The organism is Neptuniibacter sp. QD37_11, from assembly GCF_047778105.1.
In the GTDB taxonomy this organism is placed as follows: Bacteria; Pseudomonadota; Gammaproteobacteria; order Pseudomonadales; family Balneatricaceae; genus Neptuniibacter.
On sequence record NZ_CP180552.1, the window covers coordinates 3,232,046 to 3,247,888 of the forward strand.

17 protein-coding genes are annotated in these 15,843 nt (G+C 46.8%); 11 read left to right on the forward strand and 6 right to left on the reverse strand.

All coding sequences use genetic code 11. From position 1 onward, the window contains the following. Nucleotides 1-42: 42 nt before the first annotated feature. Together ACMXYT_RS15180 and rpmE are read right to left on the reverse strand one after the other, a co-directional pair. Nucleotides 43-825 (reverse strand): thermonuclease family protein, encoded by a 783-nt coding sequence (locus tag ACMXYT_RS15180; protein WP_415899379.1) that lies wholly within the window; start codon nucleotides 823-825, stop codon nucleotides 43-45. Nucleotides 826-837: 12 nt separating this feature from the next. After that, nucleotides 838-1,053: a 50S ribosomal protein L31 gene (gene rpmE, locus ACMXYT_RS15185; RefSeq protein ID WP_415884686.1), complete on the reverse strand. Its 216-nt coding sequence runs from the start codon at nucleotides 1,051-1,053 to the stop codon at nucleotides 838-840. Nucleotides 1,054-1,219: 166 nt separating this feature from the next. Here rpmE and ACMXYT_RS15190 point away from each other — a divergent pair, with 166 nt between their 5' ends. The 8 genes from ACMXYT_RS15190 (at nucleotide 1,220) to ACMXYT_RS15225 (ending at nucleotide 9,901) form a co-directional block, all read left to right on the forward strand. Then, on the forward strand, nucleotides 1,220-3,415 hold the full coding sequence (locus ACMXYT_RS15190; RefSeq protein ID WP_415911648.1) for a primosomal protein N': 2,196 nt from the start codon (nucleotides 1,220-1,222) through the stop codon (nucleotides 3,413-3,415). 132 nt (nucleotides 3,416-3,547) lie between these two features. Next, nucleotides 3,548-5,233 (forward strand): arginine--tRNA ligase, encoded by a 1,686-nt coding sequence (gene argS, locus ACMXYT_RS15195; protein WP_415911649.1) that lies wholly within the window; start codon nucleotides 3,548-3,550, stop codon nucleotides 5,231-5,233. Nucleotides 5,234-5,237: 4 nt separating this feature from the next. Further along, on the forward strand, nucleotides 5,238-5,885 hold the full coding sequence (locus ACMXYT_RS15200) for an SPOR domain-containing protein (RefSeq protein WP_415911650.1): 648 nt from the start codon (nucleotides 5,238-5,240) through the stop codon (nucleotides 5,883-5,885). Nucleotides 5,886-6,046: 161 nt separating this feature from the next. Beyond that, nucleotides 6,047-6,577: an ATP-dependent protease subunit HslV gene (hslV, locus tag ACMXYT_RS15205; protein WP_415882631.1), complete on the forward strand. Its 531-nt coding sequence runs from the start codon at nucleotides 6,047-6,049 to the stop codon at nucleotides 6,575-6,577. 20 nt (nucleotides 6,578-6,597) lie between these two features. Continuing rightward, nucleotides 6,598-7,929: an ATP-dependent protease ATPase subunit HslU gene (gene hslU / locus ACMXYT_RS15210; protein WP_415882632.1), complete on the forward strand. Its 1,332-nt coding sequence runs from the start codon at nucleotides 6,598-6,600 to the stop codon at nucleotides 7,927-7,929. Between the two features lie 28 nt (nucleotides 7,930-7,957). Then, nucleotides 7,958-8,338, forward strand: a complete 381-nt coding sequence (locus ACMXYT_RS15215; RefSeq protein WP_415882633.1) for a gamma-butyrobetaine hydroxylase-like domain-containing protein — start codon at nucleotides 7,958-7,960, stop codon at nucleotides 8,336-8,338. A gap of 162 nt (nucleotides 8,339-8,500) precedes the next feature. After that, a complete protein-coding gene (ubiE, locus tag ACMXYT_RS15220) occupies nucleotides 8,501-9,259 on the forward strand; it encodes a bifunctional demethylmenaquinone methyltransferase/2-methoxy-6-polyprenyl-1,4-benzoquinol methylase UbiE (protein WP_415892702.1) in 759 nt (252 codons plus the stop codon). Between the two features lie 21 nt (nucleotides 9,260-9,280). Beyond that, nucleotides 9,281-9,901 (forward strand): SCP2 domain-containing protein, encoded by a 621-nt coding sequence (locus ACMXYT_RS15225; protein WP_415899384.1) that lies wholly within the window; start codon nucleotides 9,281-9,283, stop codon nucleotides 9,899-9,901. A 30-nt stretch (nucleotides 9,902-9,931) separates the two neighbouring features. Here ACMXYT_RS15225 and ACMXYT_RS15230 read toward each other — a convergent pair whose 3' ends face one another. Genes ACMXYT_RS15230 through ACMXYT_RS15245 form a run of 4 tightly spaced genes read right to left on the reverse strand, consistent with a single transcriptional unit; the run spans nucleotide 9,932 to nucleotide 13,049 of the window. Next, nucleotides 9,932-10,351 carry a CopD family protein gene (locus ACMXYT_RS15230; protein ID WP_415882636.1) on the reverse strand — a complete coding sequence of 140 codons (420 nt, stop codon included), beginning with the start codon at nucleotides 10,349-10,351 and terminating at the stop codon, nucleotides 9,932-9,934. 9 nt (nucleotides 10,352-10,360) lie between these two features. Next, nucleotides 10,361-11,146 (reverse strand): DUF2927 domain-containing protein, encoded by a 786-nt coding sequence (locus tag ACMXYT_RS15235; RefSeq protein ID WP_415899385.1) that lies wholly within the window; start codon nucleotides 11,144-11,146, stop codon nucleotides 10,361-10,363. A gap of 3 nt (nucleotides 11,147-11,149) precedes the next feature. Then, a complete protein-coding gene (locus tag ACMXYT_RS15240; protein ID WP_415899386.1) occupies nucleotides 11,150-11,812 on the reverse strand; it encodes a fumarylacetoacetate hydrolase family protein in 663 nt (220 codons plus the stop codon). A 31-nt stretch (nucleotides 11,813-11,843) separates the two neighbouring features. Beyond that, nucleotides 11,844-13,049: an MFS transporter gene (locus ACMXYT_RS15245; RefSeq protein ID WP_415899387.1), complete on the reverse strand. Its 1,206-nt coding sequence runs from the start codon at nucleotides 13,047-13,049 to the stop codon at nucleotides 11,844-11,846. A gap of 91 nt (nucleotides 13,050-13,140) precedes the next feature. Here ACMXYT_RS15245 and ACMXYT_RS15250 point away from each other — a divergent pair, with 91 nt between their 5' ends. The 3 genes from ACMXYT_RS15250 to serA all read left to right on the forward strand — a co-directional run bounded on the left by ACMXYT_RS15250 (nucleotide 13,141) and on the right by serA (nucleotide 15,824). After that, nucleotides 13,141-14,025, forward strand: coding sequence for a LysR family transcriptional regulator (locus ACMXYT_RS15250; RefSeq protein ID WP_415899388.1), 885 nt, complete (start codon nucleotides 13,141-13,143; stop codon nucleotides 14,023-14,025). A gap of 57 nt (nucleotides 14,026-14,082) precedes the next feature. Further along, nucleotides 14,083-14,364, forward strand: a complete 282-nt coding sequence (locus tag ACMXYT_RS15255) for a pyrimidine/purine nucleoside phosphorylase (RefSeq protein ID WP_415899389.1) — start codon at nucleotides 14,083-14,085, stop codon at nucleotides 14,362-14,364. Between the two features lie 227 nt (nucleotides 14,365-14,591). Continuing rightward, nucleotides 14,592-15,824 (forward strand): phosphoglycerate dehydrogenase, encoded by a 1,233-nt coding sequence (gene serA, locus ACMXYT_RS15260; RefSeq protein ID WP_415899390.1) that lies wholly within the window; start codon nucleotides 14,592-14,594, stop codon nucleotides 15,822-15,824. Nucleotides 15,825-15,843: the final 19 nt, after the last annotated feature.

A 15,843-nucleotide genomic window follows, 5' to 3' on the forward strand; every position in this document is an offset into this window, starting at 1 on the left:
TAAAAAAACCTGCAAGAAGTCGCATAAAGATAGGAATATTGTTTAATGATCCAAATGCACGGAGTGGCTAATGTTGATTAGCCAAGGTTGGTAGTGTGCAGGTGCGTTATGGCTTTTTGGCTTAATCCAACCCCTAACAGTTAGGGTTTTACCCTTAAAAGCTTCAATTTTTCTCTTGCCGCCTAGCTGCTCTGCAACAATAGGGCTAAATTTTACGGCTAACTCGTCACCAATCTCTAAAATCCAGCCAGAACGGATCTTTTTAACCGCTACCACTTTACCTTTTAAGATTCTAAAGCCTGATTCACGATTTTTTAGCGAAGCCACATCTCGAATCGGAGTTTGATTCCACAACCCAAGTTTGGCATCTACCGCACGTAGCTCTGCAGATTTAAGGCAATCAAGATAACCAAGATTCGGGGGTACCGCTATATGGTAGGCCAAGCCATTTTCAAGCAGAGATTCCCCAACATGCTGACCGTCAGCATAAAGATGGGCCAACCAACGCTTGTAGCGATCTTTTGACTCTTTACCAACCACTAACGAAAGATCAGCACCTTTTAGTAAGGTTTTCAGGTGAGCGGTTGCTTGATCAGCAAAAGCTTCGGCAAGTTTATCTTCCTTGGCAGTTTCTGGGGTATTGATACCGATAAGACGAACACGACGACCATCGGTCAGTTTTACTGTATCGCCATCATATATATGCGCAACGCTTACCGTTTCAGCATGATGAGGTTGTTCACACTGAGCTGCGGTAACAGCAGCACTGTAGCCAGAAACAAAAAAGGCGCACCACAATGGGAGCGCCTTTTTCAAAATTCTCATAAGTGACATCACTTATTTTTTCATGCCGCGGCCGCCAAAACGCTTGTTGAAGCGATCGATACGACCACCAGAAGTAGCTTCTTTCTGCTTACCAGTGTAGAACGGGTGGCAAGAAGAGCAAACGTCCAAGTGGATGTCTTTGCCCAGAGTGGACTTAGTTTTAACAACGTTACCGCAAGAACAAGTAGCGTTAATTTCTGCGTATTCCGGGTGGATACCAGCTTTCATGATAAACCTCATTAGATTCATGCCGCCACCTGATCTTCTGCCAGGCACCGCATTGATTTAAACTACCAGCAAAATAACTGGTACGTTAAGTAGGCGGCGAATTATACGCATCGATATAATGCTGCGCAACTTAAAACCGTTTAAAAAGTGAGCAATTTAAGCATATATGAGCATTTTACGGCTTGCCATTCCTAGCCCCCTACGCAGACTGTTCGATTACCACTGCCCAGAAGGGATCGATTCCCTTTCATTAAAGCCCGGTATTCGCGTTCTAGCCCCGTTTGGGAACAGAGAAGTCATTGGTATTTTAGTCGAGGTGGCGCAAAGCAGTGAGTTTGATCATAACAAGCTTAAAAGCGCCTCACAGATTTTAGATGACACGCCGCCTCTGCCTGCTCACCTGTTTAAACTGGCGCGCTGGTCTGCAAGCTATTATCAGCATCCAGAGGGCGATGCTCTACAACAAGCATTGCCGGTTTTACTGCGTAAAGGCCAAGCCTGCGAATATCAACACGAAACGTTGTGGCGCGCCGCCGCAGGCGCTTGCTTAAGTGCCATTAAGAGCAACGCTAAACGCCAATTGGAGGCGTTGCAGCTATTACTCGATCATCCTCAAGGGATCAGCGCCGATGCTTTCCGTGCAGAAGGCGGGCAGACCGCCACTCTTAAAACCTTACAAGAGAAGCAGCTCGCCGAATCATTTAAGCGCGAACACAAACAGCACACAGGCCCGATTCTGCATGAGTCGCCTCTTCCATTAAATGACGAGCAAGATAATTGCGTAAAACAGATCGCTCAATTTGATGGTTTTAACGCCTGCTTATTAGAAGGGGTTACTGGCTCAGGTAAAACCGAGGTTTACCTGCAAGCGATCGAGAAAATCATTAATGAAGGCAAACAAGCCCTAGTGCTCGTACCAGAGATTGGTTTGACGCCGCAAACTGTAGCGCGCTTTCAGCAACGCTTTAGCGTGCCTATTGTTGCCCTACACTCTAATTTAACTGATCGCCAACGTTTGGATGCATGGTTACAAGCGCGCGAAGGCATTGCGCGGATTATTATTGGTACCCGTTCGGCTATTTTTACACCGATGAAAGCGCCCGGCATCATTATTATTGATGAAGAGCACGATGCTTCGTTTAAGCAACAAGACGGCTTCCGCTTCTCCGCTCGCGATTTGGCGGTCGTTCGTGCCCGCTCGGAAGAGATCCCTATTGTTTTAGGCAGTGCCACACCTTCTTTAGAGACGCTACAAAATGCGATCGAAGACCGCTATCACTGGCTTAAGTTGACTCAACGCGCGGGTAACTCATCTCCTCCTGAATTCAGGTTGTTGGATATCCGGCAGGAGAACTTATCAGATGGCCTATCGCCGCAACTGATACTGAACATAAAGAAGCATCTAGAAAGCGGCACTCAGGTTTTAGTGTTTTTGAATCGTCGTGGATTTTCGCCGACATTAACTTGTCACGATTGTGGCTGGATAGCAGATTGCACCCGCTGTGATGCCCATATGACGTTGCATCAACGTCCTGCGCATCTACACTGTCATCACTGTGACAAACAAGCCGCTATTCCGCACCGCTGCCCTGAATGTAATAGCGATCAACTGCAGCCGGTTGGCGTAGGCACTGAGCGCAGCGAGCAAGCATTGCAGAAGCTTTTCCCGAACTTCCCGGTGATTCGTGTCGACCGCGACAGTACCCAGCGGAAAAACGCGATGCAGGAGATCATGAATCAGGTGAACAGTGGCGACCCCTGCATTTTGGTAGGCACACAGATGCTCGCCAAAGGACACCATTTCCCACGGGTAACACTGGTTGCGATCATCAATGCCGATAGCGGCTTATTTAGCGCTGATTTCCGCGGTATGGAGCGTACGGCGCAGTTAATTCTGCAAGTCGCAGGACGCGCTGGGCGTGCCGACCATGCGGGCACAGTTATGATGCAGACCTACCACGCAGATCACCCAACCCTGCAAACACTGGTTCAGCATGGTTACAGCGCATTCGCGCAAGAGGAGCTGCATAATCGTAAAATGGCGCAACTACCGCCGTTTACTCACTATGCATTGCTTCGCGCAGAAACAACCCAAAATGGTCGCGCAGAATCGTTTTTGAGTGCGATTAGACAGCAGCTCGAAGATGACATGCTGCTGCCACAGGATGCCCATTGGATCGGACCTTTCCCTGCCCCTATGGAAAAACGCGCAGGCATGCATCGAGCTCAGCTGATGATCTATGCGCAAAATCGCAAAGCGCTTCATCAGTTATTAGCCAACCTGTGCTGGTATCTAGAGCAAAATAAAGAGTCTCGAAAAGTACGCTGGTCTATAGATGTCGATCCAGCGGATACTTTTTAAGCAGATCTAGCCTTTCAGCTCTTAACATAGGCTGATTTTACAGGGATAATACGCGGTTCTTCTGAAGCCCCATCCGATCAAATTGATCGACCTTGGGCTCACCGACTTACTTCAAACGGTATTTGTACGCTAATGAAAGAGATAATTGCAGAGCTGATTGACTCCGCCCTGAAGACACTGATTGAAAATGGCACTTTGCCTGCCGACGTAGAACCTAAAATCATGGTGGAAAACACCCGTGATAAATCTCATGGTGACTACGCTTCTAATATCGCTCTGACATTAGCTAAACCAGCTCGCTGCAACCCTCGCCAATTGGCTGAGAAACTGGTTGACGCACTACCTGCATCAGACAACCTAAAACGCACAGAGATTGCGGGCCCAGGTTTCATCAACTTCTTTATTAGTGGTGCGTCTACTAGCTCGCTGTTGAAAAACATTCTCGAGCAGAAGAACAACTACGGCCGTAACAACAACGGCGAAGGTAAAAAAGTTCAGGTTGAGTTTGTATCTGCAAACCCGACTGGTCCTCTTCACATCGGTCACGGTCGTGGTGCAGCTGTAGGTGACTGCCTATGCCGCATCATGGAAGCGAACGGTTGGGATGTAACGCGTGAGTTTTACTACAACGATGCTGGTCAACAGATCAATAACCTGGCGCTTTCTGTACAAGCACGCTGCAAAAACCTAACACCAGATGATCCAAGCTGGCCTGAAGACGGTTACCGCGGCGACTACATTATCGACCTAGCGAACAGCTACATGGCTGGCGACACTGTTGTATCTGAAGACCAGTCTTTCACTGGTGCTAAAGATGCAGATGATCTGGAATCTATCCGTCACTTCGCTGTTGCTTACCTACGTCGCGAACAGGATCTAGACCTTAAAGCGTTTGCGGTAGATTTTGATGTCTACTTCCTAGAGTCTTCTCTGTACGCAGAAGGTAAAGTAGAAGCAGCGGTTCAGACACTGATCGAAAACGATTTCACATACGAAGATGGCGGCGCACTTTGGTTACGCACAACGGACTTTGGCGATGACAAAGACCGTGTAATGCGCAAGAAAGATGGCGGTTACACTTACTTCGTACCAGACGTGGCTTACCACCTTGATAAGTGGCAGCGTGGTTTCGACACAGTTATCAACGAACAAGGTGCCGACCACCACAGCACAATCACACGTGTACGTGCAGGTCTTCAAGCACTTAAAGCAGACATCCCTCAGGGCTGGCCTGACTATGTACTTCACCAGATGGTTACCGTTATGCGCGGTGGTGAAGAGGTTAAGATCTCTAAGCGTGCAGGTAGCTATGTAACACTACGCGACCTAATCGACGAAGTAGGCCGTGATGCGACCCGTTACTTCCTAGCAGCACGTAAGTCTGACAGTCATCTGACCTTTGATATCGACTTGGCTCGCTCTCAGTCTGCCGATAACCCGGTTTACTATATCCAGTACGCTCACGCGCGCGTTTGCTCTATCTTCCGCAAACTAAGCGAAGGCAACTTGGAGTGGAACGAAGCTGAAGGCATAGCTGCACTAGATAAACTAGAGCTAGAATCTGAGAAGAATCTAGTGATCAATCTGGGCAAATACCCAGAAGTGGTTAAGAACGCAGCCAATGCACGCGAACCACACCAGATCGCTAACTATCTGAAAGATCTAGCGGCTGAATTCCACACTTACTACAACTCAGAGAAAACTCTAGTAGAAGACGCCGATGTACGTAACGCGCGTCTAACACTGGCTGTAGCGGTACGTCACGTACTTGCAAACGGTTTGGATCTACTAGGTGTATCTGCACCGGAGCAAATGTAAGTAGATGGCATCTCGTAAGGATTACGCCAAAACCAAGCGTGGCAAAGCTTCAGCTAGCCGCGCTAAACCTGCCCCAAAGAGAGTCCCTGCTAAGCAGAAAAAGCGCTTTCCCACTGGGCTACTGGCGTTAACCTTATTGCTGCTGGGCGGCCTTGGTTACGGTTTATATAACCTAACTAAGGTTGATCCTGGCGAAGCCAGCACGCCACTGGCCAACAGCAAACCTAAGCCTGCCCAGACGGCTGAAAAACCGAAACCGGCCCCATCAAAACCGGTTAAAAGTCAGGCCCCTGTTGTTGAGAAGTCGACTACCTCGACTGATAAGAGCCGTTTCGAATTTTACGAAATGCTTAAAGAGAGCGAAGTTGAAGCACCCAAGGATGTGTATAAATCCACGCCGAAGGATGCCAAAACTCAGCATAAGTATCTGCTACAAGCCGGCTCATTTAAAGCCAAAGCAGATGCAGAGAGAATGCGCGCTCAGTTGATACTGCTTGGACTGCCAAACGTCCACACCAATATCAGCACCAGCAAAGACGGTACTCAATGGTATCGGGTGCGGGTTGGCCCATTCGATAACCGCTCGCGCTTATCTAAAGCCTACGACAAATTGGTTCAGCAAAATATCCAGCCTTTGCGAATCAAACAGTAAAAACTAAAAGCCCATCCTTAAGTCGATGGGCTTTTTGTTTTTACAGCCTTGAAATTCATCTCTTAGTCACCATCTTTCTTTAAACCTATAAAGAAACAGTGCATTACGCTTCATCGATTTATAACGCACTGTTTAAGATTCACTCCCATTAGGAGCAGATAATGACAACGATAGTATCCGTACGTCGTGGCGATAAAGTAGTTGTAGGCGGTGATGGCCAAGTATCGCTAGGCAACACTGTAATGAAAGGCACTGCACGTAAAGTTCGCCTTCTGCCTAAGCACGATGTAATTACCGGTTTCGCCGGCAGTACCGCTGACGCCATTACCCTACTTGATCTTTTTGAAGCTCAGCTAGAGAAACACCAAGGCAACATTTTCAATGCCGTTGTAAGCCTTGCGAAAGAGTGGCGTGGCGACCGTGTGCTGCGCAAACTTGAAGCGCTTATGCTGGTAGCCAACAAAGAGAAAACTTATCTAATCTCGGGTAGCGGCGACATTATCGAACCCGAAGATGGCGTTATCGCTATCGGTTCTGGCGGCAACTTCGCTTTAGCTGCTGCTCGCGCCCTAACTGACAATACTGAGCTTTCTGCTAAAGATATTGTTGAGAAGAGCCTACATATCGCTGCTGGTATCTGTGTATTTACCAACGGCAACCTGACTATCGAAGAACTTGATTCAGTTCAGTAATCCAGCCACAGGAGCTAAAAATGTCTAACATGACACCACGTGAAATTGTATCCGAGCTGGATCGTCACATTATCGGCCAAGACGAAGCAAAACGCGCAGTAGCTATTGCACTACGTAACCGCTGGCGTCGTATGCAACTTGATGATGAGATGCGTACTGAAGTTACCCCAAAAAACATCCTGATGATCGGTCCTACCGGTGTAGGTAAAACTGAGATCGCTCGTCGTCTAGCAAAACTAGCTAACGCACCGTTCATCAAAGTTGAAGCGACTAAATTTACCGAAGTCGGTTATGTCGGTCGTGACGTAGAAACCATCATCCGTGACCTTGTTGATATGTCTATTAAGATGCTACGTGAGCAGGAGATGGATAAAGTACGCTTCCAAGCTGAAGAAGCAGCGGAAGAGCGTATTCTTGACGCCCTACTGCCACCAGCACGCCCTGCAAACTTTGGCGAAGAACCAACGCGCGAAGACAGCGCTACGCGTCAGGTATTCCGTAAGAAATTACGTGAAGGCCAATTAGACGATAAAGAGATCGACATCGAAGTGGCTCAGCCACAGATGGGTGTTGAGATCATGGCGCCTCCGGGCATGGAAGAGATGACTAACCAACTGCAAAGCATGTTCTCAGGCATGGGCGGTGGTAAGAAGCAATCTCGCCGTTTGAAGATCAAAGATGCCTTTAAAGCCCTAACTGATGAAGAAGCAGCTAACCTTGTCAAAGAAGATGAGCTGAAACAATCTGCAGTTGAGCTAGTTGAACAGCACGGTATCGTCTTCCTAGATGAGATCGATAAAGTCTGCAAAGGCGGCTCAAACAGCAGCGGTGACGTATCTCGTGAAGGTGTACAGCGTGACCTGCTGCCGCTAATCGAAGGCTGCACCGTAAGCACTAAATACGGCATGATCAAAACAGACCACATTCTGTTTATCGCGTCCGGTGCATTCCATTTGGCTAAGCCATCTGACTTGATCCCAGAGCTGCAAGGTCGTCTGCCTATCCGGGTTGAGCTAAACGCTCTAACACCAGAAGACTTCCGCCGTATTCTTAAAGAGCCAAATGCGTCGCTGACTGACCAGTACACAGCACTACTTGGTACTGAAGGCGTGAGCGTTGAGTTTACAGATGAAGGTATTCATCGTGTGGCTGAACTGGCATTTGAAGTAAACGAAAGCACAGAAAACATCGGTGCACGTCGTCTACACACAATGATGGAACGTCTACTAGAAGAGCTTTCTTTTGCTGCATCAGACTGCTCTGGTCAGACAATCAAAGTAGACAAAGCTTTTGTTGATCAGCAGCTTAGCGAGCTAAGCAAAGACGAAGACCTAAGCCACTACATTCTGTAATTAGGACCCTATAACTGGGAGTAAGATGATGTCTAAAGCACCATTACCGACACAGATAAAGCTGCACAAGAAGTCTCGCACGCTGGAATTAAGCTATGAGGATAAAACCTTTGAGCTGAGTGCCGAGTACCTGCGCGTGCACTCTCCATCTGCTGAAGTACGCGGCCATGGCATCGGCAATGGCGTGCTACAAACTGGCAAAAAGTTGGTAGGCATTAAAGAGCTGATCCCTAGTGGTAACTATGCCCTAAAGATCGTTTTTGATGATGGTCATGACAGCGGAATCTATACTTGGGATTGCCTACATGACCTTGCCTACAACCACGATCAGTATTGGCAGGAGTATCTTCAGAAACTCGCAGATGCTGGCGAATCGCGCGATGGCGGTATGATCGCTATCGGCCGATAAGCTTTCCAAATCGATCATAAACATTTAAAAGGGCTATTCATTAATAGCCCTTTTTTATTTCTGGGTCACCTCCACCTAAAATAATCCCTCTTCAATCGCAGACAATTTCAGCGGATAAGGTTAAAATCCCCCACTAATCTAAGATTTTCAGGACATCCGGATATGGCAGATCAACGCAACGACAACACCACTCACTTTGGCTATGAAAACGTCAAAACAGAGGAAAAAGTACAGCGTGTTGCTGATGTTTTCCACAGTGTTGCTGGCAAATACGATCTGATGAACGATCTAATGTCTGGTGGCGTTCACCGTCTTTGGAAACGAATCACTATCGAACAAAGTGGTGTTCGCTCTGGTAATACAGTCCTAGATATCGCGGGCGGTACTGGCGATCTGACCATGCGTTTCTCTCGCCTTGTAGGTCCTACAGGTAAAGTTGTTCTTGCTGACATCAACGACTCTATGTTGAAAGTTGGCCGTGACAAGCTGATGGATAAAGGCGTAACAGGCAACGTTGAGTTTGTGCAAGCAAACGCTGAAGCCCTACCATTCCCTGATAACACCTTCGATGTGATCACAATCGCCTTTGGTCTACGTAACGTAACCGATAAAGATGCAGCGCTACGCTCTATGGCTCGTGTACTTAAGCCGGGCGGTAAATTGATGGTATTGGAGTTCTCTAAAACAGATAACCCACTGCTAACTAAAGCGTACGATTTCTACTCGTTCAATATCCTACCGCACATGGGTTCTGCGATTGCTGGCGACGCTGATAGCTACCGCTACTTAGCTGAGTCTATCCGCATGCACCCAGATCAGGAAACTCTGAAAGGTATGATGCAGAATGCTGGTCTGACAAACTGCCGCTACCAGAACATGACTGGCGGTATCGTTGCGCTACACACAGGTATCAAGCCTTAATCGCTTTTTAGGATCTAACCCATGCTCGAGATGCTTCAAGCTACCCTATTCACGACTGCAGAAATGGTATGCAACCAACTGCTTAAACGTGACCCGGTTACCCTGCAACATCTTGAGCGCCTCACTGGCAAAGTGATAGCGATTGAGTGCACTTCACCTGCACTTAACCTTTACTTACTTCCTAATGCCGATGGTCTTCAGATCCAATCGGCCTACAACGATGAACCGACCACCACGCTTCGTGGTAACGCCGCCGACTTTATCACTCTTCTAACGAGCAAAGACAAGTCTGATGCGATGTTTGGTAAGACGGTTCAGGTTAGCGGTGACAGCGCTTTAGCTACCCGCTTCCAACAGATTCTGAGCGACGCTAAAATTGATTGGGAAGCGATGCTAGGCGATGTGATTGGCGACCTTCCAGCACACCAAGTAGCTCTGTACACAGTTTGGAAAGCTCAGTGGTATAAAAACAGTGCTTCTAGCTTTATCCACAACTTGGATGAGTTTGTGAAAGAGGAAGTAAGGTTTATCCCTACACGTCCAGAGATGGACTTTTTCACCAATGAAGTTGAGCAACTTCAAGAGAGAGCTGAACGACTCGCCGCTCGCGTTGAACAAACGCTGGCAAAGCATAAAGCTTAAGTTACCAACGTCTGCTCCATTCGTTCCGAATTAGAACGGTTTTACAACGACAAAGATCAAAATCGGAATAAAGATCAGTAACGGCAGTTCGTTAAACAGACGGAAGTAACGACCACTGCGATCTAAAGTCCCCGCTCTCATTTTGTTTAAGTACGCTTTACACCAGAAGTGATAGCCGATCAGCAAGCCGACAAACGTTAGTTTTGCATGCATCCAGCCACCGCCAATACCGTAGCCAAACATCAGCCATAAGCCTAGGCCTAAGGTAAAGATCGCCATAATGCTCATAAAGCCGTAGAGCTTACCGGCCATGATCTCTAATCGAGCAACATCCTGCCCTGCTTCACGCCCTTCAACGTAATGAACAAAGATACGTGGAAGGTAAAAGATACCTGCCATCCAACTGGTCATCGCAAGAATATGAAAGACTTTTATCCACAAAAACGACATACAAATTCCTTAGTAGCCTAGCAGCGGATAGAGTTCTCCGCGCTTAACAATTTTATGAGCAGATTGAATCGTACCGTCACTCTGCCATTCTGAGATAACTTTCTTCAACAGAGGTAAGGCTTGCTCTTCGGTCATACCCGGTTTAAGAACCGGCTGATAGAGCAACTTGAGTAGAAGGTAATCTAAACCAGACAACAATGTCTCTGGAGTACGATCATTAAAAATGGAGGGATAAACCTTGTCCGAATCGTTTGGCAAACCCATCACCTGTGTGATCTCTTCAACGATACAGGTGACTAATTTGCCATGCATCCTCGCCTGATCAACCGGAATAATCACTGCCGCCTGATCGATCTCATAGCGGCCATTCACTCGGAAGTTCGCCATGCAAACCGCACCATGAACGATCTTTTCCGCACGCTTACCAAAGAGCTCACCTACCTGACGTTTCCACAAAGACTGCTTAGTAAAAACCATAATCAGGTTAGCGTCCTGTTTACGACTGACGGTCTTAATCGATAAACCAGTTATCTCGGACAGATGTTTGAGGTGCATATTTACCAAACTGGTATGCACCTCAGCGTCGGGCACTTGGTGATCCAGCCACACCCGAATTGGCTTATTCCAGCGTCTTACCATACGCCCTTGAAGACTGTATTCATTGCGCAGCGCCACCTCTTTAAAAGCCTGTAGAATAAACTCAGGCTGCTGCCAACGAACCGCTGGATCTACAGCCGCCGCAGGTAAGGCAAATAGCGCGCTGAATAACGCAATAAACAGAACGAAGCTTTTCACGTATTACACAGCTTCTGTTGTTACGGAAAGAAGACCTGTCAGCTCTACCAGCAGCTTATCTCCAGGTACTACGGGGCCTACCCCCGCAGGCGTGCCGGTTAACACTACATCGCCCGGCTCTAGGGTAAAGAACTCACTGGCATGGCTAAGTAGCGGCAGCACTTGATTCAACATAGCTGAACTGTTGCCCTGCTGACGGATCTCACCGTTAACGGTCAATTTGATCTCTACGTCTTGTAGATCGACAACTGCATTTGCAGCAATAAAAGGAGAGAGTGGGCATGAACCATCGAACGCTTTCGCCTTCTCCCACGGATGACCTTTCTCTTTTAGCTTTCCTTGAAGATCACGCAAAGTTAGATCTAAACCTAAGCCTACGCCGCTAATCGCCGCTTTCGCTTCTTCTTCAGATGCATTGTTCAGTTTAGAACCAATCAGAATCGCCATCTCCGTTTCAAAATGAACAGAACCATGCCCTTGAGGCACAGTAAACGGCTGAGTCATATCAACCACACTCGTAGCGGGTTTGATAAACAACATAGGCTCGGTAGGTATTGGATTATTTAGCTCTGCAGCATGATCGGCATAGTTACGACCGACACAAATCACTTTACCCGTTGGCAGGTTTACCAAATCTCCGTCGACATTACTGTGTTGATAGCTCATAGGTACTCCTTTTATTATCGTGGGGTGAAGTTTACCCCCCTGCCGCACAGCGCTCCAGTTTTACACTGGTTTTATAGTAGAGCATTAAACTGGATAGCAACGTAATCAGCAGAATACACAAGGATCCAAAGACCACACCATTCCAACCCCAAGAGTGCCAAAACGGGTCCAAATAGAAGCCTCCACTACTAGCCCCCAGATAATAGAACAACAGATAGATAGACGATGCTGTCGCTCTAGCGTGCAACGCGGTATGGCTAACCCAACTACTTGCACAGGAATGAGCTAAAAAGAAACCAAAGGCACTGACCAAGAAGCCTAAAATGATCGCCCATAAACTACCCTGCAGAGTCAGCAGCGTACCGGCCATCAAGATAATGATCCCCATAGCCATGACTATAGGCTGCGGTATATTTTTAGCAATACGCCCAGAAAACGCAGCTCCCACCGTACCGCTCAGGTAAGTGAGGAATAGTAATCCAAGCACACCCGCCGATAGGTAATAGGGCTCATCAGCCAACAGAAAAGTGGCATAGCTATATTGGTTGATAAAGATAAAGAAGTTAAGTCCGCCAACGATATAAGCGAGTAACAACAGAGGATTAGACAGATGCTGATAAGCGTCTTTTATCATCTGTGTTGGCACAACTTTTCTTGCGTTGAAATTCTCTGATGGCGGTAACAACCAAACAAACAGACATAAACAAAAGAAGCTAATAAAGGTCATCAAGGCGAATGCTTCCTGCCAGCCAAACAGTTCACCGGCAAAACCACCAATAAGGCGCCCGCCAATGCCCCCTAAAGTGTTACCGCTGATATACAAACCGACTGCGGCAATTAAGCCTTTTTTTGTGAACTCATCGCCCATATAAGCGATCGCAATTGCCGGCAAACCCGCTAAGCAAATACCCTGCAATGCTCTCCAGAACAGCAACCATGTAAAGTCAGATACCTGTGACAATACAAAACTACAAAGCACTGCCCCGCACATAGTCATCAGCATCAAACGCGTGCGCCCAAGGGCATCAGATAAGGGGCCAAACACCAACAGAGACAAACCTAAAGTCAAAGTAGTCACTGTTAAGCTCCAACTGGCTAACAATGGACTAATCTCAAATTCCTCAGCCAACATCGGTAGCAAAGGGTGCGTGATGTAGAGATTGGCAAACACCATAAAAGAGCCTACGCATAAGGCGATAGTTGCGCGCCAAAATTGACTTGTACCTGCTTCGATCATGTTCCACCTCTCATTCGTGGTGGAAGACTAGCAATCGCAAAGCCATCATAAAAATATATACTTCTTATAGCTTTGATAAGAAAATATGATGATGGATATAAAACACCTACGCTATTTCAAAACCGTTGCCGATCTCAACAGCTTTACTAAAGCCGCTGAAAAGCTACACATTGCACAGCCTGCGATGAGTATGGCGATCAGAAAGCTAGAAGAAGAGTTAGATCTAAAACTTCTACATCGATACGACCGTAAAATCAGCCTGACCGATGAAGGTGAACACCTTTATCGCCATGCCAATAAGATTTTGCAGGCTACCGAAGATGCCATTTTGGAGATGCAAGAGCTGAAAGGCTTACTCAAAGGCGAGGTGCGCGTAGGCATTCCAAGCATGCTTGGTTCTTATTATTTCCCACCTATTTTGATGGCGTTTCGGCATCGTTATCCACAACTGACATTAACCGTTATTGATGGCGGCGCAGGCAAACTGCAACGACTTTTAGAGCAAGGGGAACTCGATTTAGCTGTTATCGTCGATAAATCTATCCCCAGCAAGAACTTAGAATCCAAAGTCTTTCTGCAAGAACAGATGATGGTGATCTCACCTCTCGACCACCCCTTTGCCAGTTTAAAAAGCGTTGAATATTCACAACTATTTGCGGAGGAACTGGTGATGTTTAATACCGGCTTTTTCCACCGCAATGTAGTCGATGATCTGGCAGCACAGGCAGGTATCACGCCCAAGATCAGCTTTGAGACGAATCTGATTCCTCTGATTAAATCAATTGTTAAACAGGGCTATGCCATCTCAACCCTGATGGCGATGGTGATCGAAGATGAACCTGGATTAGTCGCACGTCCTTTCACAAAACCTGTCTGGTTGGACCTTTCAATCGCATGGCGTAAAGACGGTTATCTATCTCAGGCTAACCAAACCTTTGTCGATTTTGTGTTGGAAAACAGCCCGATTAAATCCTGAAATTTGCAGCGATTAGCATTTAATTTTATGATTCGCGCAAATTTTAGGAGATCAAACATGCTGAACGTAAACGAATACTTTGACGGCAAAGTAAAATCTATCGGCTTCGAAAACAGCGAAGGTAAAGTAACTTCTGGCGTAATGGCACCAGGCGAATACGAATTCGGCACAAGCGAAGACGAACTAATGAAGGTAGTTAGCGGCGAGCTAATCGTTAAACTTCCTGACAGCGAAGAGTTCCAGTCTTTCCCAACAGGCACTGAATTTAAAGTTGCAGCGAACCAGAGCTTCCAGCTTAAAGTTGAGCAAGCAACTGCTTACCTTTGCTTCTACGGCTAAGGAAAAGCAAGGCTTCTGTATTCGCAATATAGAAGCCTTTTCCCTCCAAACATCCCCTTTATACAATCCATCTCATCTCAAGATGAATATTTTTCCGCCAATCTGAGCTTATCATTCATCCTTTTCAACTTTGGCTGTGCTAATATTCGCGCTTAATTTTAAAGCGTTTAAACCTGTGGCCCTCCTAGATACTAGAAAAAGCCACGCAAATTAAAGAGCTGCACACCATGAGCCAAACAACCTCTCTCGATAAAAGCAAAATCAAAATTTTGCTTCTGGAAGGCGTACACCAATCTGCGGTGGACACTTTTAATCAGAATGGTTACACCAACATCGAATTCTTAACTGGTTCCCTACCAGAAGAAGAGTTGATTGAGCGTGTTAAGGACGTTCACTTCATCGGTATCCGTTCCCGTACTCAGCTAACTGAAGAAGTTTTTGAAGCTGCTGAAAAATTGGTAGCTGTTGGTTGCTTCTGTATCGGTACTAACCAGGTAAATCTGGAAGCAGCTACGATGCGTGGTGTTGCGGTATTTAACGCACCTTTCTCTAACACTCGATCTGTAGCAGAACTAGTAATCGCTGAAGCGATTCTTCTGCTTCGCGGTGTTGCAGAGAAAAATGCTAAAGCTCACCGCGGTGAGTGGCAGAAGTCTGCTAAAAACTCTTACGAAATCCGTGGCAAGAAGCTAGGTATCGTAGGTTACGGTAGCATCGGTTCTCAGCTAAGCGTTATTGCTGAAGCAATGGGTATGGATGTTTACTTCTACGATGTTGTCACTAAGCTTCCGCTAGGTAACGCAACTCAAGTTGGCTCTATGAAAGAGCTTCTAAACATGAGTGACATCGTTTCTCTACACGTACCAGAAACACCAGCTACTAAAGATATGATGGGCGAAGCTCAGTTCGCTGAGATGAAACAAGGTTCCATCTTCCTTAACGCTGCTCGCGGTACTGTTGTTGTAATCGATGAGCTATGTAAAGCACTAGATTCTGGTCGCCTACTAGGCGCGGCTATCGACGTATTCCCAGTTGAGCCACGTACTAACGATGACGAATTCATCTCACCACTACGTGAGTATGACAATGTAATCCTAACTCCACACGTAGGCGGTTCTACGATGGAAGCTCAGGAAAACATCGGTTACGAAGTAGCTGAGAAGTTGATTAAGTACAGTGATAACGGTTCTTCTATCACGTCTGTTAACTTCCCAGAAGTTGCACTACCAGAGCACCCACACGTTCACCGTCTACTTCACGTACACAACAACGTGCCGGGCATTATGTCTGCGATCAACACTGTCTTCTCTGAAAACAGCGTTAACATCAGCGGTCAGTACCTACAAACTAACGAGAAAGTTGGTTATGTAGTGGTAGACGTTGATGCAGATTGCTCTTCTGTAGCACTAGAAAACTTGAAGCAGATCGAAGGCACAATCCGCTGCCGTCGTTTGTTCTAAGTTGATCTGATTTAATCAA